The 21,746-nt window shown below is 63.3% G+C and carries 20 protein-coding genes; 12 read left to right on the top strand and 8 right to left on the bottom strand.

Annotated elements, in window-relative coordinates; all coding sequences use genetic code 11:
• Positions 1-16 precede the first annotated feature (16 nt).
• Positions 17-745 (bottom strand): CBS domain-containing protein, encoded by a 729-nt coding sequence (locus FXV83_RS22035; RefSeq protein ID WP_148741480.1) that lies wholly within the window; start codon positions 743-745, stop codon positions 17-19.
• Positions 746-946: 201 nt separating this feature from the next.
• Here FXV83_RS22035 and FXV83_RS22030 point away from each other — a divergent pair, with 201 nt between their 5' ends.
• Complete coding sequence (locus FXV83_RS22030) at positions 947-2,788, top strand: PHA/PHB synthase family protein (protein WP_148741479.1); 1,842 nt, start codon at positions 947-949, stop codon at positions 2,786-2,788.
• On the opposite strand, the gene FXV83_RS22025 is transcribed toward FXV83_RS22030, so the two are convergent.
• From FXV83_RS22025 to FXV83_RS22015, 3 genes are all read right to left on the bottom strand, one after another.
• Positions 2,785-3,669, bottom strand: coding sequence for a CHAD domain-containing protein (locus tag FXV83_RS22025; RefSeq protein ID WP_235940059.1), 885 nt, complete (start codon positions 3,667-3,669; stop codon positions 2,785-2,787). The two genes, FXV83_RS22030 and FXV83_RS22025, sit on opposite strands and share 4 nt — an antisense overlap.
• 116 nt (positions 3,670-3,785) lie before the next feature.
• Positions 3,786-5,309: a bifunctional aminoglycoside phosphotransferase/ATP-binding protein gene (locus tag FXV83_RS22020; protein ID WP_148741477.1), complete on the bottom strand. Its 1,524-nt coding sequence runs from the start codon at positions 5,307-5,309 to the stop codon at positions 3,786-3,788.
• A gap of 25 nt (positions 5,310-5,334) precedes the next feature.
• Positions 5,335-6,318: a zinc-dependent alcohol dehydrogenase family protein gene (locus FXV83_RS22015; RefSeq protein WP_148741476.1), complete on the bottom strand. Its 984-nt coding sequence runs from the start codon at positions 6,316-6,318 to the stop codon at positions 5,335-5,337.
• A gap of 177 nt (positions 6,319-6,495) precedes the next feature.
• On the opposite strand from FXV83_RS22015, the gene FXV83_RS22010 reads away from it, so the two are divergent.
• Together FXV83_RS22010 and FXV83_RS22005 are read left to right on the top strand one after the other, a co-directional pair.
• Entirely contained in the window at positions 6,496-7,335 is an 840-nt protein-coding gene (locus tag FXV83_RS22010; RefSeq protein ID WP_148741475.1) for a universal stress protein, read from the top strand.
• Positions 7,336-7,405: 70 nt separating this feature from the next.
• Positions 7,406-10,099, top strand: coding sequence for a bifunctional acetate--CoA ligase family protein/GNAT family N-acetyltransferase (locus FXV83_RS22005; protein ID WP_148741474.1), 2,694 nt, complete (start codon positions 7,406-7,408; stop codon positions 10,097-10,099).
• 10 nt (positions 10,100-10,109) lie between these two features.
• On the opposite strand, the gene FXV83_RS22000 is transcribed toward FXV83_RS22005, so the two are convergent.
• On the bottom strand, positions 10,110-10,598 hold the full coding sequence (locus FXV83_RS22000; RefSeq protein WP_148741473.1) for a phage holin family protein: 489 nt from the start codon (positions 10,596-10,598) through the stop codon (positions 10,110-10,112).
• The gene (locus FXV83_RS21995; RefSeq protein ID WP_148741472.1) at positions 10,599-10,874 is read right to left on the bottom strand and encodes a hypothetical protein; all 276 of its coding nucleotides are present in this window, start codon (positions 10,872-10,874) and stop codon (positions 10,599-10,601) included.
• Between the two features lie 164 nt (positions 10,875-11,038).
• Here FXV83_RS21995 and FXV83_RS21990 point away from each other — a divergent pair, with 164 nt between their 5' ends.
• From FXV83_RS21990 to FXV83_RS21980, 3 genes are read left to right on the top strand one after another with little or no spacing between them, the layout of a single operon-like run.
• A complete protein-coding gene (locus FXV83_RS21990) occupies positions 11,039-12,175 on the top strand; it encodes an ABC transporter permease (RefSeq protein WP_148741471.1) in 1,137 nt (378 codons plus the stop codon).
• Positions 12,176-12,177: 2 nt separating this feature from the next.
• Positions 12,178-12,957: an ABC transporter ATP-binding protein gene (locus FXV83_RS21985; RefSeq protein WP_187436069.1), complete on the top strand. Its 780-nt coding sequence runs from the start codon at positions 12,178-12,180 to the stop codon at positions 12,955-12,957.
• 3 nt (positions 12,958-12,960) lie between these two features.
• Positions 12,961-14,064: an ABC-type transport auxiliary lipoprotein family protein gene (locus FXV83_RS21980; protein ID WP_148741469.1), complete on the top strand. Its 1,104-nt coding sequence runs from the start codon at positions 12,961-12,963 to the stop codon at positions 14,062-14,064.
• Between the two features lie 6 nt (positions 14,065-14,070).
• Here the strand turns inward: FXV83_RS21980 and FXV83_RS21975 are convergent, their stop codons facing one another.
• Positions 14,071-14,388: a c-type cytochrome gene (locus FXV83_RS21975; protein ID WP_148741468.1), complete on the bottom strand. Its 318-nt coding sequence runs from the start codon at positions 14,386-14,388 to the stop codon at positions 14,071-14,073.
• Between the two features lie 158 nt (positions 14,389-14,546).
• Between FXV83_RS21975 and FXV83_RS21970 the strand changes: the two genes are divergently transcribed.
• Both FXV83_RS21970 and FXV83_RS21965 read left to right on the top strand, forming a co-directional pair.
• Entirely contained in the window at positions 14,547-15,260 is a 714-nt protein-coding gene (locus tag FXV83_RS21970) for a helix-turn-helix domain-containing protein (RefSeq protein ID WP_148741516.1), read from the top strand.
• Positions 15,261-15,758: 498 nt separating this feature from the next.
• Positions 15,759-16,487, top strand: coding sequence for a Crp/Fnr family transcriptional regulator (locus tag FXV83_RS21965; protein WP_148741467.1), 729 nt, complete (start codon positions 15,759-15,761; stop codon positions 16,485-16,487).
• 10 nt (positions 16,488-16,497) lie between these two features.
• Here FXV83_RS21965 and FXV83_RS21960 read toward each other — a convergent pair whose 3' ends face one another.
• A complete protein-coding gene (locus FXV83_RS21960) occupies positions 16,498-17,274 on the bottom strand; it encodes a cyclase family protein (protein WP_148741466.1) in 777 nt (258 codons plus the stop codon).
• A 691-nt stretch (positions 17,275-17,965) separates the two neighbouring features.
• Between FXV83_RS21960 and FXV83_RS21950 the strand changes: the two genes are divergently transcribed.
• The 4 genes from FXV83_RS21950 to FXV83_RS21935 all read left to right on the top strand — a co-directional run bounded on the left by FXV83_RS21950 (position 17,966) and on the right by FXV83_RS21935 (position 21,732).
• A complete protein-coding gene (locus FXV83_RS21950; RefSeq protein ID WP_148741464.1) occupies positions 17,966-18,937 on the top strand; it encodes a TRAP transporter substrate-binding protein in 972 nt (323 codons plus the stop codon).
• Between the two features lie 78 nt (positions 18,938-19,015).
• Positions 19,016-19,564 (top strand): TRAP transporter small permease, encoded by a 549-nt coding sequence (locus FXV83_RS21945; protein ID WP_148741463.1) that lies wholly within the window; start codon positions 19,016-19,018, stop codon positions 19,562-19,564.
• Entirely contained in the window at positions 19,555-20,847 is a 1,293-nt protein-coding gene (locus tag FXV83_RS21940) for a TRAP transporter large permease (RefSeq protein WP_148741462.1), read from the top strand. Before FXV83_RS21945 ends, FXV83_RS21940 begins: the two co-directional genes overlap by 10 nt.
• A 78-nt stretch (positions 20,848-20,925) precedes the next feature.
• Positions 20,926-21,732 (top strand): SDR family NAD(P)-dependent oxidoreductase, encoded by an 807-nt coding sequence (locus FXV83_RS21935; RefSeq protein ID WP_148741461.1) that lies wholly within the window; start codon positions 20,926-20,928, stop codon positions 21,730-21,732.
• Positions 21,733-21,746 lie beyond the last annotated feature (14 nt).

The following is a 21,746-nucleotide window of genomic DNA, read 5'->3' as shown; positions in this document are numbered from 1 at the left end:
CGATCCTGACCGCCGATCAGCTTGCCTTGGCAAGCTCGTCGTCCTCAGGCGAGTTCAGATAGACGCCCGACATGGTGTCGACCCAGCAAAGATGGTCGTGCACCTTTTTCACGCCAACTACGTTCTCAGCTGCAACGACCGCGGCCTGCCGGGCGCGCTCTTCGGTGATGACGCCACTGAGGTGAACGATGCCATCGCGAACGATGACGTTGAGGCCGAACGGGCACCAGTCGCTCTTCTCCATGGTGTCGATGATGCGGCTGCGAATGTGATCGTCGTCGGCCGTCGGATCCGGCACCTCGCGGGCGAGACCCGCCACTGCCTGCAATAGATTGGCGCGCGATACGATGCCGACGACCTTGTCGCCGCGGACCACCGGCAGCCGTTTCACATTGTTGCGTTCCATGAGATCGACGATCTCGGCGAGTGCGGTATCCTCGGTGATGGTCACGGGCGAGGCGGTCATCACTTCCGAGACCTTGCGACCATGTTCATGGACGAAGTCGCTCGCCGACTTGCTGGGACCGAGGATGAATCTCAGCCAACGCCCGCGTTTGCGTCCGGTGCCGATTTCGCTGCGGCGGATGAAGTCGCCTTCTGAAACGATGCCGACGAGCTTGCCCGCTTCGTCGATCACGGTGAGACCGCTGACATGCCGCTGCAGCATGATGTTCGCCGCCTCGACAATGCTGGCGTCGGGGGTAACCGAGATGACCGACCGGGTCATGATCTGGTGGGCGCGCATGGTGGGACTCCGCAGGCGTGGACAATTTCGATAGGCAAAATCTAGTGCAGGCGGCAGGGCGCGGTTTGACCCAGGTCAAGCGGGGAAGGCCGGTCGTGCCTTGTAATCGTCGTGCGAAATTGATGCAGCTCAAACGCGTACGAACCGCGTGGCCATATCCTGCTGCCGACGAAGACCAGAACCGCGCAGGAATATTGAGCCATGAGCGTCGTACCGATCGTTCCGCGGACCCAAGGGCCGGCGGCGCTGACGCCCTCCGTCCAGCACATTGCCCCCTCTACGACAAGCACCAAAAGGCCGGCCGACAATCCAGCCGCCAATCCCGAGGCTCCGCTGGAACCATATCCCCTCGACCGCGCGTTCCATGCGTTGCTGGCGCGCTTCACGGGCGGGATTTCGCCGGTGGCTCTGTCGCTTGCCTGGCTCGATTGGAGTGCGCATCTGGCCGCGGCGCCGCAGCGCCAGACGGAGATGGCGCGCAACGTCCTTCGCGACACCGGCCGGTTGCTGGAAGCTGTCGCACACGCGACCTCTGCGGAGCAAAAGCCATGGTCGGTGATCCAGCCGCAGGGGCGGGATCGCCGCTTTAAGGACTCACAATGGGAGACAGCGCCGTTCAATCTACTTGCGCAGGCGTTTCTGCTTGGCGAGCGCTGGTGGCACGACGCGGCGATCGGCGTGCGGGGTGTTTCGCGTGCAAATGAAGCCATTGTCGAGTTCTCGGTGCGTCAGATGCTCGACATGCTGGCGCCGTCGAATTTCGCCGTGACCAATCCGGAGGTGCTGGGGAAGGCGTTCAGGAGCGGCGGAGAGAATTTTGTCTTCGGTTGGCAGAACTGGTGCAGCGACTTGATGCGCCTGCTCTCTGCCGCAAGGCCGGCCGGCGATGAGCAGTTCGTCGTCGGCAAGACGGTTGCGGCTTCACCTGGCAAGATCGTCTACCGCAACGAGCTGATCGAACTGATCCAGTACCAGCCGACGACCGCAAAAGTGCGGCCGGAGCCGATCCTGATCGTGCCGGCCTGGATCATGAAATACTACATCCTCGACCTGTCGCCCCAGAATTCGCTGGTCAGGTATCTTACCGGTCAGGGTTTTACTGTGTTCATGATCTCCTGGCGTAATCCGGATGCGAAGGACCGGAACGTCGCTTTCGATGACTATCGCAAGCTGGGTGTGATAGTCGCTCTGGATGCGATCGGCCGGATCATGCCCGCTCGGAAGATACATGGGCTCGGCTATTGTCTGGGTGGCACCTTGCTGTCGATCACCGCCGCCGCGATGGCGCGCGATGGCGACAACCGCCTCGGCACGATCACGCTCCTCGCCGCGCAGACCGACTTCACCGAGGCCGGCGAGCTGACGCTTTTCATCAACGAGAGCCAGGTCTCCTTCCTCGAAGACGTCATGTGGGAGCGCGGCTATCTCGATACGACGCAGATGGCGGGCGCATTCCAGCTCCTGCGCTCGAACGATCTGATCTGGTCGCGGCTGTCGCACGATTATCTGATGGGGGAGTCGGCGCCGCCGAGCGACCTGATGGCCTGGAACGCCGACGCCACGCGGCTGCCCTATCGCATGCACTCCGAGTATCTACGCAAGCTGTTCCTCAATAATGATCTGGCCGAGGGCCGCTATCGCGTCGAAGACAGGAGTATCTCCCTCTCCGACATCCACGCGCCGACTTTCGTGGTCGGCACGCTGGCCGATCACGTGGCGCCGTGGCGGTCGGTCTACAAGATCCACTATCAGGTCGACGCCGACGTGACGTTCCTGTTGACCAGCGGCGGCCACAATGCCGGTGTCGTCGCGCCGCCCGACGAGCCCGGACACAGCTATCAGATGATGATCAAGGCCGCGGACGCGCCCTATGTCGGCCCGGACGAATGGCTGAAGCTGGCACCGCATGTTGAGGCGTCGTGGTGGCCGGAATGGGCCGGATGGCTTGCGTCCCGTTCTGGCGAGTTCGGAGGTCCACCGCCGATCGGGTTTGGAGACGTTGACGGCCTGCCCGACGCGCCGGGAGACTACGTCCGTAGCTAGTCGTCTGGTTCCGAATTCGGGGCGAGGTCGGAGGAACGGAAGGGCTTGGTCTTGTCCAGTTTCCGGTAGGCCGTCGAGGCGGCTTGCAACAGCTTCTTTTCGCGCTTGCGGTCGAGGAAACGCATGCCGGCCTCGAGGCCGGCTCCGTTCAGTGATGCCGCCAGCGCTTGGCCTCGCGCGTCGTCGTTCAGCTGTCCGAGCGACCGTTGCGCCTTGCGCAACTGCTTGAGGATGGACTTCTGCTTCGTCAGCGCTCCGTCGGCGAACAGGTCCTGCAGCGACTCGATCGAATAGGTCATTCGCTTGTTGAGAAGCCGCAGCTTGTGCCGTTTCTTGACGTTGAGCTGGCCGAGCTTCCGAGCCTTCTTGAGCAACGTCCTTTCCCATCCGGCCAGCTGCGCCGTCGCGTGGTCGGCGAGCGCGCAGCGGCGAAGCCGGATGGCCTCCTTGCTGCGCCTGGTCGACCAGGGTCCGCTCTCGATCCAGGCCGAGGTCTGCTCGACCAGGCGGCGATATCGCGCCGATTGCAGCGCGCGCGCCAGCAGGCGATGACTCTCGGCGCGCTTCTCGTCCCAATGCTGGAGCTCGGCAATCACGGCGAGCTCGTCGCCGCTCTCGGCAACGACGCGTTCAATCGCCACGTCGAGGTCCCGTACCATGCCGAGCTGGCTGTTCAGCCACTTCAGTTCTCTCCAGATCTCCGGCCGCAGCGCGTCGCCGACCATCGGCGTAAAGAAGCGAATGGCCGTCCGCAGATGCGTCAGCGCGATCCTGATCTGGTGCAGCGCCTCCGGATCGCCGCGGCAGGTGCCGTCATGTTGGGCGAGGACGGCGTCGAGATGACGGCGAGCGATGATCCGAAAGGCGGTGTCACAGGCCATGCCGGCGCTTAGCCGCCCGGGCAGGGCATTGCGTCTCGTCGCGGGCCTGGCGCGAGCGATCGCTGTCGGGGTCGTGGTGGGTCGCGACTTCCTTGCCCGCGTCAATCAAGATTGCCTTATTTGCCCTCAGCGATCGCGTTCCGGCAGCTCCGGAGCGTCTGCTCTGGTGTCCCGGATGCATCGATGGTCGTCCAACCGACATGGCCGATATTATAGTGCTCCTGCAGCGCGGCAACCTCTTGCGTGGCGTCGGATGCGTCGCCGTGACGGCCTCCGATTCGTGCTTGCCGCGTCGCCAGGTCCGCAACCAGGAATAGGCCGCTCAGAGGCACGTTGCATTCGCGCGCCAATGCGGCGATTGCGTCGCGTTCGCCCTCGCGGGCAAACACGCCGTCGACGATCGCCGAATGGCCTTGCGTCAGCACCCGCCGGGCCTGCTGGGACAACGTTTCGTAAACGCGGGCTGCGACCTCCTGTGTGTATGCTGAGGGGGGCAGCCGGTGCATTTCCTTGACCCCGAACATCTGCTTGCGGACGACGTCGCTGCGCAGCACGATTGCCCCCGGCTGCGGCGTGACGACCGGCGCGAGCGCTCGCGCCAAGGCCGTCTTTCCGGTGCCCGACAGGCCGCCGATTGCGATCAGGCGGGGAGCGGAAGGGCGGATCAGCGTCCGGGCGAGGCTGAAATAGCGCCGTGCGTCGTCAACAATATCAGGATCGCCAGAATGGGGCGGCTTCAGCCGTGCCAGCGCCACCTGGGCGCGGATCGCGGCTCGAATGGACATAAACAGCGGCAGGGCGGAGAGGGCGTCGAGATTTTCGGGCGGCGTCGCGGCGAGGTATCGGTTCAAGGCGATGTTGGCTGCGAGGGGCTGATCGTAGCGCAGCAGGTCCATCAGCGTGAATGCGAGATCGTAGAGTACATCGACAGTTGCCATTTGCGCATCGAACTCGATGGCATCGAACAGCACCGGTTGTTCGTCGATCGACACGATGTTCGCAAGATGCAGGTCGCCATGGCAGCGGCGCACAAAACCCCGACGGCCGCGCTCTTCGAGCAAAGGCCGCAGGCGCAGGAACATCGCGTGCGAGTCTTTTCCGAGTTGCGCGATCTCTTCAGCTTCGAGATGATTGACGGTCCGCAGGCCATTGCTGTTTCCATCGATCAGGCCGGGAACGGAGGAGACCCATGCCTCACCGTCGGCGCGGGGCGCCGTTGCGTGCGCAGCCACGATCGCGTCGGCGGCCGCCGCGATAAGGTTCGTATCCAGTGGGCCAGCCTTGGCAAGATGATCCAGCGTCCTGCTCTCGTCGAAGCGTGACATGTCGACTGCATATTCGATGGGCCGGCCGCAGCCGTCGACCTTCACCGATCCATCCGGCTCTTTCGTGATCGCGACGACGCGGTGATAGATCTGTGGGGCCAGCGGCCGGTTGATCCTGATCTCTTCTTCGCACGCCGCCTTGCGTTTCTCGAGTGTCGAATAGTCGAGGAACGGAAACCGGACGGCCCGCTTGATCTTCAGCGCGCGAGCCCCGTCGAGAAAGACTGAAGCCGCGTGCGTATCGATCCTTGTCACGCCGGGATGCGCGCAGAGCGCTGTGAAGATGCGGTCCTGGGTAGCCGTTTCGTCTGCCATCGAAGCTTGGTGTCCCGAGATGCGGTCAGGGTCTGAGCACGGCTGCGCCGAGAATCTGTCCGTTCCGCAGCATGTCCAGGACTTCATTGGCTTGGTCGAGCGGGAATGCGGTCGTCTCGGTGTGTACGCCGGCTTGCGGGGCGATCCTAAGAAAATCGAGACCGTCCTGTCGGGTGAGATTGGCCACGGAAATCAACTGCCGTTCCTGCCAGAGCAGATCGTACGGAAAGCTCGGAATGTCGCTCATATGGATGCCGGCGCACACCACACGTCCGCCCTTGCGAACGGCGCGCAGCGCGGCCGGCACGAGCTCGCCGGCGGGAGCGTAGATGATGGCGGCATCGAGCGGCGTGTCCGGTAGTTCATCCGAAGCGCCCGCCCAGACGGCGCCGAGCCGGCGGGCGAGGTCCTGTGCGGCCGTATCGCCGCGTCGTGTGAACGCGTGGACCGATCGCCCCTGCCAAATCGCGACCTGGGCGATGATGTGGCCGGCGGCGCCGAAGCCGTAGATGCCTAGCCTGTCCGCTTGTCCGGCCAGGACCAACGAACGCCAGCCGATCAGGCCTGCACACAGCAGAGGGGCGAGGGCCTCGTCTTCCCCGGATTCGCCGAGCGGGAACGCGTAGCGGGCATCGGCGATCGTGTGCGTGGCATAGCCACCGTCCCGCGTGTAGCCGGTGAACAGCGGCCTGTCGCAGAGATTCTCCATGCCTTCCCGGCAAAACCGGCAGTCTTCGCAGGTGAACCCGAGCCAGGGAATGCCGACCCGGTCACCCGGCGCATGCGTTGTGACATTCGGGCCGATGAGATCGATGCGGCCGACGATTTCATGGCCCGGTACGATGGGATAGCGGATGTTGGGTAGTTCGGCGTCGACGACATGAAGATCGGTCCGGCAGACGCCGCAAGCGCTGACCCTCACCCGGATCTGGCCTTCGCCGGGGACGGGATCGGGGCGCTCCTCCATTCGGAGCCGCGCCCGCGGGCCAGCCAATACCATCGCACGCATCCGTCTCTCCGCGGCTGACCGCTCCGATCGAACTAATCATAGAATGGCACAGTGCGGCCACTCCTTGACTTTCATCAATGCCAGCCTGTGTCCGGCTGGAAGGTCCTCCCCCCGGTTTGAGGAGGATCAAGCGTTCCGGCGAAAGATGGCCTATCTTGGCCGCCAAGGAGAATCCCGATGCCCATCAACGACGTCTTTCTGCCACTTGTCGGCCAGCCTCGCGGACCGGAGCTTGCCGCGATCGAGAAATGCGTGGCCGTCGCCGCCGACCTCGGTGCGAGGATCACCGCGCTGGCGCTGGAGGAAGATGTTTTCGTGCGGCCGAGGGTGATGGTTCCAGGCGGTCGCGATTCGGCCGAGCCCGAAGGCGTGCGGGAGGTGAGCGATATGCAGCAGCTCCTGAATGCGTTCGCCAATGCCGCCTCCCGCACGGGCATTCGCGCCCAAAGCCGATCGGGCAAGGTTCCGGCGGACCAGATCGCATCGACCTTGGCCGAGTATGCGCGCTTCAGCGATCTCATCCTTATCCCCGTGAGGCCGCACGATAGCCAAACTGAGAACATCATCGAAACGTTCCTGTTCGAATCCGGCCGGCCGCTGCTGCTCTGTCCGGAGCAGCAGGTGGACAATCTGCGGGCGGAATTTGAGAACGTCGTGATCGCCTGGGATCACTCCGCACGTGCCGCACGCGCGGTCGGCGACGCGTTGCCGATCCTCCAGGCTGCCGCCTCGGTGCGCGTGATCACCGTGGCGGATGACAAGACCGATGCGATCATGCAATCTGGGACGAACCTCGTCGATCATCTCAGGGAACACGGCGTCCACGGGTCCTTCGAAACGGTGAAGGGCAGCGGCAGCTCGATCGGCAAGGTGCTCGGGAGCTGGGCGCATTCGCACGCCATCGACGCCATCATTATGGGGGCCTACCACCATTCGCGCCTGAGCGAGACCGTCTGGGGCGGCGTGACCAAGACCGTCATCGGCCAGCCACCTTGTTGGGTTATGATGTCGCACTAACTGCGTTAGCTCGATATCCGGGCCAGCTTCGCGACTGTCGGAGCCGCCGCCCGATCGGACGATTGCAATCATGTCGACCTACCGCCTGAAAAACCTGCTGTCGCCTAGGTCAGTCGCGCTCGTCGGTGCGAGCCCTCGTCAGGGGTCAGTAGGGCGCGCCGTTCTGGAGAACATTCGAAACGCCGAATTCAAGGGAGCATTCGGTCTGGTGAATGCACGCCATTCCGAGATCTGCGGCGTGGCAGCGGTGAGCAATCTGGACAAGCTGCCGTTCGTGCCCGAGCTCGTCGTCATTACGGCGCCGGCTGCCGCGGTTCCCGGCATCATTGATCAGGCCGGGCGCCGCGGCTCGGCGGGCGCTCTGATCGTCTCGGCCGGGCTCGGTCACGGAGCGGGATCTCTGCAGGAGGCCGCAATGACTGCCGCGCGGAAATATGGCATGCGGCTGATCGGCCCAAACTGCCTCGGCATCATGATGCCCGGCGTGAGCCTCAACGCCAGCTTCGCCGCGCACATGCCGGGGGCGGGAAACCTCGCGCTGATCTCGCAATCGGGCGCGATCGCCGCCGGAATGGTGGATTGGGCCGCGCAGCGTGGCGTCGGCTTTTCCGGCATCATGTCGATTGGCGACCAGATCGACGTCGACATTGCCGACCTGCTGGACCATTTCGCAATGGATCACAAGACCCGTGCGATCCTGCTCTATATCGAGGCCATCAAGGACGCGCGGAAGTTCATGTCGGCGGGGCGCGCGGCGGCTCGCGTAAAACCCGTCGTCGTCGTGAAGTCCGGACGCATGGCGCAGGGCGCGAGGGCGGCCGCCACGCACACGGGCGCGCTCGCGGGTGCGGACGCCGTCTACGACGCGGCATTCCGCCGCGCCGGCGTCCTGCGGGTGTCCGATCTTCGCGAGCTGTTCGACTGCGCTGAAACACTCGGCCGCGTCGAATCGCCATCGGGGAAGCGTCTCGCCATCCTGACCAATGGCGGCGGCATCGGCGTCCTGGCTGTCGACCGATTGGTGGAGCTTGGCGGTATTCCTGCATCCATTACCGCGGACGTGCGTCAAAATCTCGATGCGGTATTGCCGCCGACCTGGTCCGGCGCAAATCCTGTCGACATCGTCGGCGACGCCGATGCGTCGCGCTATGCGGCGGCGCTGGAGGTGCTGGTTTCCGATCCCGGCAATGACGCCGTCCTGGTCCTCAACGTGCAGACCGCGATCGCCTCGGCCGCCGATATCGCGACCGCGGTGACGGAGCTCGTCGGCAAATATCGCGAGCAGCAGCGCCGATGGATGAAGCCCGTGCTCGCCTCCTGGATCGGAGCCGACCAGAACATCATCGAAACGCTGTCCGGCGCCGGCATTCCGAATTATCCGACCGAAGACGACGCGGTGCGCGGCTTCATGTACCTCGTGAGGCACCGCGAGGTCGTCGAGGAGCTGAGTCAGGTTCCTCCCGCGATGCCCGACACGTTCGTGCCTGATGCCCGGGCTGCCAGGCAGATTGTTACGACTGCGATCGCCGACGGCCGCGAATGGCTCGAACCCGTCGAGATCAAGCTCCTGCTGGAAGCCTATGACATCGCAATGGTTCCGACCTATGCCGCGACCGATGTCGAGCAGGCGGTGGCTTATGCGAACGAAATGTTCGCGCAAGGCGCAACCGTGGTGCTGAAGATCATGTCGCGGGACATCGTCCACAAGTCCGATGTCGGCGGCGTCGTTCTCAACCTGACCACGCCGGCCGCCGTGCGCGCCGCTGCGTCCGACATTCTGGCGCGAGCGAAGAAGCTGCGTCCGGAGGCCCGTATTGGCGGCGTCATCGTGCAGGCGATGGTCGTCAAGGCGAAGGCACGCGAGTTGATCCTGGGTCTCGCCGACGATCCGACCTTCGGTACCGTCGTCGTGTTCGGCCGGGGCGGGACGGCGGTGGAGATTATCAACGACAAGGCGCTGGCGTTGCCGCCGCTCGATTTGCAGCTCGCCCGCGACCTGATCGACCGCACGCGGGTCTCGCGGCTGCTGCGCGCCTATCGAGACGTTCCCGCGGTCAAGCAGGACGCCGTCGCGATGGTGCTGGTCAAGCTCGCTCAGATGGCGGCCGACATCCCCGAGATCCGGGAGTTCGACATCAACCCGCTGCTGGCGGATGAAACCGGGGTGACGTCAGTCGATGCACGGGTCGCGGTAAGGCCACCGCAGCGGAAGTTCGCAGGCTCTGGTCCCGCCAATTTCGCCGTTCGTGCCTACCCGTCGCAGTGGGAGCGCCACATGGAGCTCAAGGACGGCCGGCGCATTTTCGTGCGGCCCCTGCGCCCGGATGACGAGCCGACCATCCACGAATTCCTGCGTCACGTGACGCCCCACGACCTCCGCCTGCGCTTCTTCGCACCGATGAAGGAGTTCACTCACGAATTTATCGCGCGCCTGACCCAGCTCGACTATGCACGCGCGATGGCCTTCATCGCATTCGACGAAGCAGCCAACGAGATGGTGGGCGTGGTCCGGCTCCATTCGGACTCGATCTACGAGACCGGCGAATACGCTATTCTGCTGCGCTCCGACCTCAAGGGCAGGGGACTCGGATGGGCGCTGATGCAGTTGATCATCGACTATGCGAGGTCGGAAGGCCTGAAGACCATATCGGGCGACGTGCTCAAGGAAAATATCGTGATGCTCGCCATGTGCCGGCAACTCGGCTTCGAGGTGAAGCCGGATCCGACCGAACCCGATATTTGTGACGTTAGGCTGAAGCTCTGAGTGCCGCCGGCTAGGAGCGCGCTTCAGCCGTCGTTGCCGCGTCGACCTTCTTGGCCGCCTTCCCTTGGCTCTTCACGATGATCGCGATCAGCGGCACCAGCACTGGCAGGATCGTGCTGAGCGGATGATGGATCGCGCCGGTCATCTGGGCCTGGAGCGCACGGGCCTCAAGTTGCAGGGCTTCGATCGACGCGCCGTGAATTTCATCGGCGAGTTCGATGTCACGGCCCGACGGGGAACGCCCGGCGACAAAGAACAGGATCGCTGCAATGGCGAAATTGATCGCGCCGAGAACGGCGGCCGCCGCGATCGCACTCCAGATCTGGACCAGCACGAAATAGGCCGATAGCTCCAGCATCAGAAGCCCGAATGCGGCGATCAGCGCCGCGAAAGCGCGCAGGCCCAGCCCGACCAGCAGGTGGCGCAGCCTGATGTCCGCGATGATCTTGTCCGTGCGCCACAGTACACGCAGATGCCTGACGACATTCTCGGTGTTCACTTAGTGCCTCCTCAGCATGAAGCCTACGACAACACCGAGCGCGAAAGCGGAGGCAAGCGAGGCGATCGGGCGCCCTGTGACGAGGTCATGGAGTTGCTCCTGCTCCTCGTCGATAGTCTCGCCGAGTTCGGCAAGCGCGGCCCTAATCTGCGCGGCAAGCGCCTCGGCGCGGTCCTTCGATCCATCGAGCATCTCCTCGCCGGCGGTGCTCAGCAGACGAGTGACGTCGACCTTCAGCGCCTTCAGTTCATCGCTCATTCTGCCGGTGTCGAACATGGCGGTCTCCATTGAATGGCGAAAGCCTATGCGAGCGAGCCCGCCAGCCATTGATTTGCGTCAAGGGACGGATCCGGCGTGTTTGAGGCAGGTCAATCGAGCGGACTTATGCCGGCCTAGAACACCATCTATCGGGGACCCATCGCCCCCTTAAGGATATGAACGTGAACTCGGAACCTCTGTTGCTGGCAACGCCGTCCGGCGAGGGCCTCGAATTGCGGCCCGAGGGGCCATGGATTTCCGCCAACGTGTCGAAGCTCGAAGCGCTTTCGCAATCGGTCGGCAAGGATGTGGCCCGATCGAAAGCCGTGACGCTCGATATGGCGGGTGTCAGCGAGCTCGACACGCTCGGCGCCTGGCTCCTGGAGAAATTGTTGCGCGGAGCAACATCATCCGGCAGATCGGCCGAATTCGTCGGAGTCGCCGATAATTTCGGTGGCTTGATGGACGAAGTGCGTCAGGTCAACCGTAATGTGCCGGCACCGGCCTCCTTGCCCAACCCTGTTCTGCTCAGGCTGAGCGATCTCGGCAAGGCAACGATCGGAGCTCGCGAAGACATCACGATCTTTCTTCAAATGCTCGGCGCATTGTTCATGGCCGTGGTCGGCGTGCTGCGCAAGCCGCGCTCGCTGCGGCTGACATCGCTCGTCTATCAGCTTTACCGGATCGGATGGCAGGCGATTCCCATCGTCGTTCTGATCACGTTCCTGATCGGTGCCATTATCGCCCAGCAGGGGTTCTTCCATTTCCGCCGGTTCGGGGCGGAATCCTACACTGTCGACATGGTCGGCATCCTCGTGCTGCGCGAGCTGGGCGTGCTGATTGTCGCCATCATGGTCGCCGGCCGTTCGGGAAGTGCCTACACGGCCGAGCTCGGCTCGATGAAGATGCGCGAGGAGATCGATGCGCTCTCGACCATGGGTCTCGACCCGATCAACGTGCTGATCCTGCCGCGCGTGGCAGCCCTTGTCATAGCGCTGCCCATTCTTGCCTTTATCGGATCGATTGCCGCGCTCTATGGCGGCGGCCTGGTTGCGCAGTTCTACGGCGATATGGGGCCGGCGATTTACATCGCGCGGCTACGTGAGGCCATTTCCGTCACCCATTTCGAGGTCGGCATTCTGAAGGCGCCGTTCATGGCGCTGGTGATCGGGATCGTCGCATGCAGCGAAGGATTGCGCGTGAAAGGCAGCGCCGAGTCGCTCGGCAGGCAGACCACGACGTCGGTGGTGAAGTCGATCTTCCTGGTGATCGTGCTCGATGGCCTGTTCGCGATCTTCTTTGCCTCGATCGGAATGTGATGATGCCCCAAGCCCAGCAGGAGTTCGCGATCCGCGTTCGCGACCTCATAGTCGGCTTCGGCCGCCAGGCCGTGCTCGACCATCTGTTGCTTGACGTCCGCCGGGGCGAAGTCCTCGGTCTCGTCGGTGCCTCCGGCGGCGGCAAGTCGGTGTTGATGCGCACGATCATCGGCCTCATTCCGCGCCAAGGCGGGACCATCGAAGTCATGGGACAGCCGATCGGTGGCACGCACGACCGCACCACGCAAGGCGCGGCCGCGAAATGGGGTATCCTGTTCCAGCAGGGCGCGTTGTTCTCCTCGCTCACGGTCCGGCAGAACGTTCAGTTTCCGTTGCGCGAGAACCTCGTGCTGTCGCAGGAGCTGATGGACGAGGTCGCGACCGCCAAGCTCGAGATGGTCGGGCTGCGGGCGCAGGACCGCGACAAATATCCGGCGGAATTGTCCGGCGGCATGACCAAGCGCGTGGCGCTGGCGCGCGCGCTGGCGCTCGATCCGCCGATCCTGTTCCTGGACGAGCCGACTTCAGGGCTCGATCCGATCGCAGCCGGCGATTTCGACGCGCTGATCAAGACCCTGCAGAAGACCCTTGGGCTGACCGTGTTCATGGTGACCCATGACCTTGCCAGCCTCACGACGGTTTGCGACCGCGTCGCGGCGCTTGCCGACGGCAAGATCGTGGCGATCGGTCTGATGCGCGAACTGCTTCAATCCGAGCATCCCTGGGTGCGCGCCTATTTCCACGGCAAGCGCTCGCAGATGCTGCAACCCCAGATGAGATGAGACATGGAAACCCGGGCTCCCTACGTGCTGATCGGCTCCTTCGTGCTGGCCGCCATTCTTGCGGTGTTCGGCTTCGTTTATTGGCTGAACAACACCGCTGGCATAGGGCCGCGCGCGACCTACCATGTGGAATTCCAGGGACCGGTGCCCGGCCTTCTGGTCGGCGCTGGCGTGCTGTTCAACGGCATCCGCGTAGGTGAGGTGACAGAGCTCGGGCTCGCGCCAGATAATCCGCGCTTCGTCAACGCGACGATCTCGGTTGCTTCGAAGACGCCGGTGCGTGCCGATACCAAGGTCGGGCTCGATTTCCAGGGGTTGACCGGCGTGCCGGTGGTGACGCTGGAGGGTGGCGTGATGGTCGCCAAATCCGGCGAGCCCTTGACCTTGATCGCCGAAGCCGGCGCTGGCCAGAGTATGACGCAGGCGGCGCGCGAGGCGCTGCGGCGGGTCGATTCCGTGCTGGAGGATAATTCCGGTCCGCTCAAAGACACCATCGCGAATTTCAAGACGTTCTCCGACGGCCTGGCGCGCAATACCGGCAAGCTCGACGGTATCCTGGCGGGCCTCGAAAAGATGACCGGCGGTGGCACGCCCGCACAGAAGCGCACCTACGACCTGCGCACGCCGCATAATCTCGGGCCGGCCGGCAAAACGCTGCCGGCGTCCCTGGCCATTCCCGAGCCGACCGCGGTCGCAATGCTTCAGACCCAACGCATGCTGTTTTCGCCGGTGGGCGAGAATCCGGGCTTTGCCGATTTCCTCTGGGCCGACAGCATTCCGAAGCTGGTGCAGGCGCGGCTGATCGACAGTTTCGAGAACTACGATATCGCCCACGCGCCATTGCGAACGACCGATCTCGGACAGGCCGATTATCAGCTCCTGATCGATATCAGACGCTTTCGAATCGCCACCGAGGGTGAGACACGGGTGGAGATCGGGTTGTCAGCGCGCCTCGTCGACAGGAATGGCAAGGTGGTCGCATCACGCCTGATCGAGACCAGTGAGAAGCTCGACAAGGTCGAGCCAGCCGCAGCAATCGCGGCGTTCGACGCCGCCTTTGCTCGCATCGCGAAGGATTTGATTGGCTGGACCGTGCAGGCGGTGTGACGCCGGCTATTCCAGTGTCTTAAGGTAGGACAGGAGGTCGTGGATCTGGTCAGGACTGAGCTCGAAGGCGGGCATGTCGGCGTGGCCTGTATAGATGCCTTCGGCCAGCGCTTCTCCGAGGGTCTCGATTGGATAACGCTGGTGCAGGGCCCGCAGCGGCGGCGCGATCTTGAGCGGGCTCTCGGAGACACGATCGGTCGCATGGCAGCGCGCGCATTTGGCCCGCGCGAAGGCCTTGCCGCGCTGTTCGGCGGTCGGGGCGGCGAACGCAGGAGTGATCAGAAGCAGTCCGATCAGGCCGTGACGCAGCGTGCTTTGCAGCATGGAAGGTGACCCCGTCGAACTCTGGAAGCTGAATGCAGAATAGAGCGGTGATGTTGGTCAAAATTGATCTGCGTCAACTGCCTTTGGCTCATTGCAGTAAAATGCAGCGCGCGCGGTGCACTCGGCCTGATGCGTGGCAGCTGGCGCTTGGGGCGTGGATGAAACCTTCCGTAGTGACGATCGAGCCGAACGGGCATTTCTGTAGCGACTGTGCGGTCCGCGACGCCGCGGTCTGTTCGTCGCTAGACCCAGCCGAGCTCAGGGAGTTCGAGCACCTGGGACGCCGCGTCCATTTTGCCGCGAGCGGGACCGCGTTCTCCGAGGAGGACATCACGACATCGTTCTACAATGTCCTTGAGGGCGTGATGCGGCTGCACAAGCTGTTACCTGACGGTCGCCGGCAGATCGTAGGCTTTGCCTTGCCCGGCGATTTCCTGGGGATGAATATCTCCGGCCGCCACAATTTTTCGGCAGATGCGATCGTCGCGGTGACCGTGTGCCAGTTCGCAAAAGCCGCTTTCGGGCGCTTCATCGAGACCCGACCACATCTGCTGCGGCGGATCAATGAACTGGCGATCCGGGAGTTGAGCCATGCACGGGACCATATGGTCCTGCTCGGCCGCCGTTCGGCGGACGAGAAGGTCGCGGCCTTTCTGCTTGGCTGGCGCGAGCGGCTGTCTTCGCTCGGGGGATCGTCGGACACGGTCTCACTCCCGATGAGCCGCCAAGACATCGCCGACTATCTCGGCCTGACCATCGAAACCGTCAGCCGGACCTTCACCAAGCTGGAGCGCCGCGGCGTGATCGAGATCATCCATGGCGGCATCAGCCTGCTCGACCCCGCACAGGTCGAGGCCTTGGCTGCAGCCTAAAGACCCAGTCGCGCAAGGCTCTCCAATCTTTGATCCCGATCAATGCTGCCGGCCGTGTGCCGGAGATAATGCGTCACATAATCCGGGAGTCATGATGCCGACTGACGCATTGCTAGTCACAATTGCCGTCGCAGCCGTCTTTGTCACATTCGCCGCGGCTTTGGCCTGGGCAGACCGACAAACCAGCGCTGTCCGGCTCGATCCGGAGTCCAAGCGCCGAAGCTCCTGAGATCACAGTCGCATTTGACCTTTCGACCGTGGGTGCTGCTCGGCCAATTATCAGCTGTGCGGCAGCGCCTCAGCGCAATCGCAACCTGCGGTGCCCGCAACTCTGCATCGAGCGGAATGCATCGGCGCATCCTTCACGTGCAGATCCGAGCCTGACCGCGGCATTTTTGCGGCATTCGACTAAAACCGCGTGCATGCTTTACGGTTGAAAAGCCAGGCAACGTTGACTACGCAGGAACTCCAGTGCCTCGCAGTCTTAGGAGCCCCGGCGTGCCTCAGGACAAGACCGGCGATCCCCGACAATCAGCGGGCAACAAGCTATCGGTCCTGCGCAAGCACCCGATCTTCGCGGATCTGGAGCCGGATGCGCTCGATCAGCTTTGCCGCTACGCCAAGCACTCCACGGTGAAGCGCGGTGCGACCATCGCCGCAAAAGGCGATCCCGGCAACAACCTGTTCGCGGTGATCTCGGGGACGGTGAAGATATCCTCCTCGTCGCCCGATGGTCGGAATGCCATTCTCAATCTCATCGGTCCTGGAGAAATATTTGGCGAGATCGCCGTCCTCGATGGTGCGCCGCGGTCGGCCGATGCGACCGCCAACACCAATTGCGAGCTCTACATCATCGACCGCCGCGACTTCCTGCCGTTCGTGAAGAGCCAGCCGGCGCTGGCGATGAAATTCATCGAGCTGCTCTGTGCACGTCTGCGCTGGACCAGCCAGCAGGTCGAGCAGGTGATCCTGCAGGATCTTCCGGGCCGGCTTGCAAGTGCGCTGCTCGGTCTTACCGAAGAGCGCAAGTTCGACTCCGGCAGCGGCACTCTCGCCATCACGCAGCAGGAGATCAGCGAGATGGTGGGGATGACGCGCGAGAGCATCAACAAGCAATTGCGCGCCTGGTCCGCACGCAACTGGGTTCGTCTCGAGCATGGTGCCATCGTCGTGCTCGATACCGAGGCGCTACGCGAGCTCGCCGAAAGTGGCCTCGGCGGCAACTGATGGCGCGTGGCTAGCTGTCGATGATCGCAACGGCGCGCGTCCAGCCCGCGGAGGCGCGCTCGATCTTCACCGGAAAGCATGAGACCGTGAATCCGGTCGAGGGCAGCTTGTCGAGATTGTGCAGCTTCTCGAGATGGCAATAGCCGATGTGCCGTCCCGCCTTGTGGCCTTCCCAGATCAGGCTAGCGTCTTTTGTGTCGGCATATTTCTTTGCGGTGAAGACGAACGGCGCGTCCCAGCTCCAGCCATCGGTGCCGGTCAGCCGCACGCCGCGTTCGAGCAGGTACATGGTGGCTTCATAGCCCATGCCGCAGCCGGAATTGACATAATCGGCTTGCCCAAACTTCGCGCCGGCGCTGGTGTTGACGACAACGATCTCCAGCGGAGAGAGCGTGTGTCCGATGCGCTTGAGCTCCTTCTCGACGTCGTCGGCGGTGGCGACGTATCCATCGGGCAGATGCCGGAAGTCGAGCTTGACGCCGGGCTGAAAGCACCACTCGAGCGGCACCTCGTCGATGGTCCATGACCGCTCGCCGCGGTTCATGGTCGGATGAAAGTGCCAGGGCGCGTCGAGATGCGTGCCGTTATGCGTGGAGAGCGAGACCTGCTCGACGGCCCAGCCCTGGCCATCCGGCAGATCCTGCACCTTGAGGCCGTCGAAGAACTGCAGCATGCGCGGCAGCCCCTGCTGATGGTCGATATACTGGATCGTCGGATGATTGCCCGGCGGATCGGCCGGCACGTCGTTCTGAAGCGGCACCGAAATATCGATCAGCTTTCGCGGCATCGGCGTTTCCCTCGACATATTCCCATGTTTTGCGGCATCTTGAGGGGCCGGCGCAGGCAGCGTCAAGTGACGCGCCGGCGATGTCCCGCTGACGTCTAGCGTGTCTCCCCGGCGCACTGGGCCATCCATCGATACAACTCTTGCATTGATCGATACCGGAATTGGGTTGGACTCGGAATGCCGCCCGCCCTAGGGACGACATTGGCGACTCCGCGCTGATACAGCGCGTTCGCACAGGGATGGGGCGACCGTCTCGCCCGAACCTCCAAGCCGCAACCAATGGCGGTCGAGCATAAACGAGAGGAACGTCCATGGATGCAACGAGCATCGTTACCTCGTATCCGGCATTGGCCGACGGCGGGGGCGATTGCAGGGGGCGGCACTTGCCGCGCAGATCCCCGCCGGCGAGGGCGCGACGAAGGTCGCACTTTCCCCGGCAAGCAGAATACTGGCAACCTGCTGCGCAATCAGCCGCGGAGGCACGGCATCGACCTGCATTCCGGCCGGAAGCCTTCGATCGCGCCGCAGCGCGAGGGAATCATGAAGCGGCCGAATCCGCTCGACTTGGCCGTGCAATCCTACCAAGGTGGTGCGTTTGTGACGCTTGACTTCACACGTGAAGAGGAGCGACCCAAGGCGGCCCGCAGCATCTGCCCAACGACGACATAATCAACCCAGGAGGAACGTCGAGATGAAGACAATAACCGGTATCATCGCAGCCGCCGTGCTGGCGGTCTCAGCGCCCTTGGCGACCGCACGCGATTTCCGCTCCGCCGACGTCCACCCCGCCGATTATCCGACAGTCGAGGCCGTCAAGTTCATGGGCAAGCAGCTTGCGACCGCGAGCGGCGGCAAGCTCGGCGTGAAGGTGTTTCCCAACGGGGCTCTGGGCTCCGAGAAGGACACCATCGAGCAACTCAAGATCGGCGCACTCGACATGATGCGGATCAACGCATCGCCGTTGAACAACTTCGTCCCGGAAACCGTCGCATTGTGCCTGCCCTTCGTCTTCCGGGACACACAGCATATGCGCAACGTCCTCGACGGGCCGATCGGCGATGAAATCCTCGCGGCGATGGAACCCGCAGGATTGGTCGGCCTTGCCTATTACGACAGCGGCGCCCGGTCCATTTACACCGTCAAGGCACCAATCAAGTCGCTCGCGGACGTCAAGGGGTTGAAGATTCGCGTCCAGCAATCCGACCTGTGGGTCGGCATGATCCAGAGCCTCGGGGCAAACCCGACGCCGATGCCGTATGGAGAGGTCTATACCGCTCTCAAGACCGGTCTGGTGGACGCGGCCGAGAACAACTGGCCCTCCTACGAGTCGTCGCGCCACTTCGAGGCAGCCAAGTTCTACAACATTACCGAGCACTCCCTGGCTCCCGAAGTTCTTGTGATGTCCAAGAAGGTTTGGGACACGCTGGGCAAGGAGGATCAGGCGATGATCCGCAAAGCGGCCAAGGAATCCGTGCCCGTCATGCGCAAGCTCTGGGACGAGCGTGAGCAGGCTTCCCGCAAGACCGTCGAGGCGGCCGGCGTTCAGGTCGTTACGATCGCCAACAAGGCGGAATTCGTCGACGCGATGAAGCCGGTCTATGACAAGTTCGCCGGCGACGAGAAGCTGAAGGGCCTCGTCAAGCGTATCCAGAACACGAAGTAAGACCATAGCAGCGTCGGGTCCGGTGTCGCCGCGAGGTGACACCGGACGCTCGCAAGAAGACGCGCAAGGAGACGCGGGATGACAGACCCACACGTCGCAAGCCACGAGCAGGAGGTCGCCGGACGCCGGGCTACCGGCTTGCTGTCGCGGATCAATGCCCCCGTCGCTCGCGCGGGCATGTACCTGTCCGTGAGCGGCCTGCTCGTCATCGTCACCATCGTCTTCTACCAGGTGTTCGGACGTTACGTGCTCAATTCTAGCCCGACTTGGACGGAGAACCTTGCTCTGGTTCTCATCCTCTATGTCACGCTGATCGGCGCAGCGGTGGGCGTGCGCGATGCCGGACACATCGGAATGGACAGTCTGCTGGTAATGCTTCCGGATCACACGCGAGAGAAGATCGAGCTAGTGATTCACGTTCTGGTGGCGGTGTTCGGAATTGCGATGGCGTATAATGGCTGGATACTCGGGGCGTCGGTCGGAACCGTGAAGATCCCCAATCTCGGCCTGCCTGAGGTGGTCCGCTACGTACCGCTGATCGCCTCCGGCGTCTTGATCGTCTCCTTTTCAATCGAGCACATTATTGCTCTCCTGCGCGGCGAAGAGGTCGTCCCCTCATGGAACTGATCATTCTCGGCGCCTCCTTCTTCGGATTCCTGGTTCTCGGCGTCCCGGTCGCCTTCGCGATCGGCCTCTCGGCGATTTGCACCATCCTGTACGAAGGCCTGCCGGTCGCCGTCATCTTCCAGCAGATGATGTCGGGGATGAACATCTTCTCCTTCCTCGCCATCCCGTTCTTCGTCTTCAGCGGTGAGCTGATGCTGCATGGCGGCGTTGCCGACAAGATCGTGCAGCTCGCCAAGAATCTCGTCGGACACATCCGTGGCGGGCTTGGCATGTCGAACGTGGTCGCCTGCACATTGTTCGGCGGTGTATCCGGCTCGCCTGTGGCCGACGTATCGGCGATGGGGGCAGTGATGATCCCCATGATGAAAAAGGAAGGTTTCGACACCGACTACGCCGTCAACGTCACCACCCATGCCTCGCTGGTCGGAGCGCTGATGCCGACCAGTCACAACATGATCATTTACGCCCTGGCCGCCGGCGGCAAGGTGTCGATCGGCGCGCTGATCGCCGCCGGTCTGTTGCCGGCGCTCGTGCTGATGGTGTGCATGCTGGTCGCCGCTTACGCAGTCGCAGTGAAGCGAGGCTATCCGGCCGGCAAGTTCCCGGGATGGGCCGAGGTTTTGCGCTCGTTCGCGGCCGCTCTGCCCGGACTTCTGATCGTCGGCATCATCCTGGCCGGAATCCTGTCCGGCGTCTTCACGGCAACTGAATCCGCAGCCGTCGCGGTCACTTACACGATCCTGCTAACGTTCTTCATCTACCGCACCATGACCTGGAGCAACTTCCTGCGAGCCGCGTCCAAGGCGGTTAAGACAACCGGCGTGGTGCTGCTGCTGATCGGCGTCTCCACCATGTTCCAGTATCTGATGGGACTCTACGAAGTGGCCGATCTCGCCGGCGAGATGATGAGCAAGGTGTCCTCGCAGCCCTGGGTCATCTTCCTGCTCATCAATGTCATCCTGTTCGTGCTCGGCACGTTCATGGACATGGCGGCGACCATCCTGATCTGCACGCCGATCTTCCTGCCGATCGCGATGAAGGCGGGCATGGACCCCGTGCAGTTCGGCATGTTGATGCTGATCAACTGCGCCCTGGGGCTGAACACCCCGCCGGTCGGAACGACGCAGTTCGTGGGTTGCGCCATCGGCGGCATCTCGGTGGGCGCGGTGATGCGCACCATCCTGCCGTTCTACGCCGCCTTGATCGCAGCGCTCATGTTCGTGACTTATGTGCCCGCCTTCTCGCTGTGGCTGCCGCGCCTGCTGATGGGATACAAGGGATAGCTGTCGTGCGTGCGCCGGCCTTGGCCGGCGGGCCGGGCTTGCGATACTTTGCGTCACATCAACAGGGAGAATCTGTCTGTGACTGACTATCGCAAGCTCTTCGATCTCACCGGCAAAACGGCTGTCGTGCTCGGCGCCGCATCCGGCATCGGCAAATCGTCCGCGGAAGCGCTGGCGGGCCTCGGTGCCCGAATCGTCTGCGCCGATCGGACGCTTGACGCCGCTGAGGCGACTGCCGCCGGCATTCGCGACAAGGGCGGCTGGGCAGAAGCCGCCGCGTGCGATGCCGCGAGCGCTGCTGACGTCACCGCTCTGGCAGCGAGCGTGATGCAGAAATTTTCGCGGCTCGACATCGCCGTGACGACGCCCGGGCTCAACATCCGCAAGACCATCCTCGACTACACCGAGGAGGATCTCGACCGCGTCCTTAACCTCAACGTCAAGGGCACGGTCTGGTTCTTCCAGGCGTTCGGCCGCATCATGGTGGAGCAGAAGGGTGGCAGCATCATCGCCTGCTCGTCGGTACGCGCGGTGACCATCGAACCCGGTCTTGCCGTGTATGGCTCGACCAAGGCAGCGATCGGCCTGCTGGTGAAAGGCTTTGCCTCCGAGGTCGGCCGCGCCGGCGTCCGCGTCAACGCGATTGCGCCGAGCATCGCGGAGACCGCGCTGACCGGTCCGTTCAAGCAGCGGCCCGACATCTACAATCTCTACGCCGGCCACACCGTGTTCAACCGCTGGAGCAGTGCCGACGAGGTCGCAACAGCCGTTGCCTATCTCGCCTCGGATGCCGCCAGCTATGTCAGCGGCAGCACGCTGTTCGTCGATGGCGGCTGGACCGCCGTCGATGGTCCGCCGACTGGCCTCACCCAGATGAGCAAATAGCGCGATCTATCGCA

This window comes from Bradyrhizobium hipponense (genome assembly GCF_008123965.1).
GTDB lineage: Bacteria > Pseudomonadota > Alphaproteobacteria > Rhizobiales > Xanthobacteraceae > Bradyrhizobium > Bradyrhizobium hipponense.
Note: the sequence above shows the minus strand (reverse complement) of the source record. Positions and strands in the feature narration are given on the sequence as shown.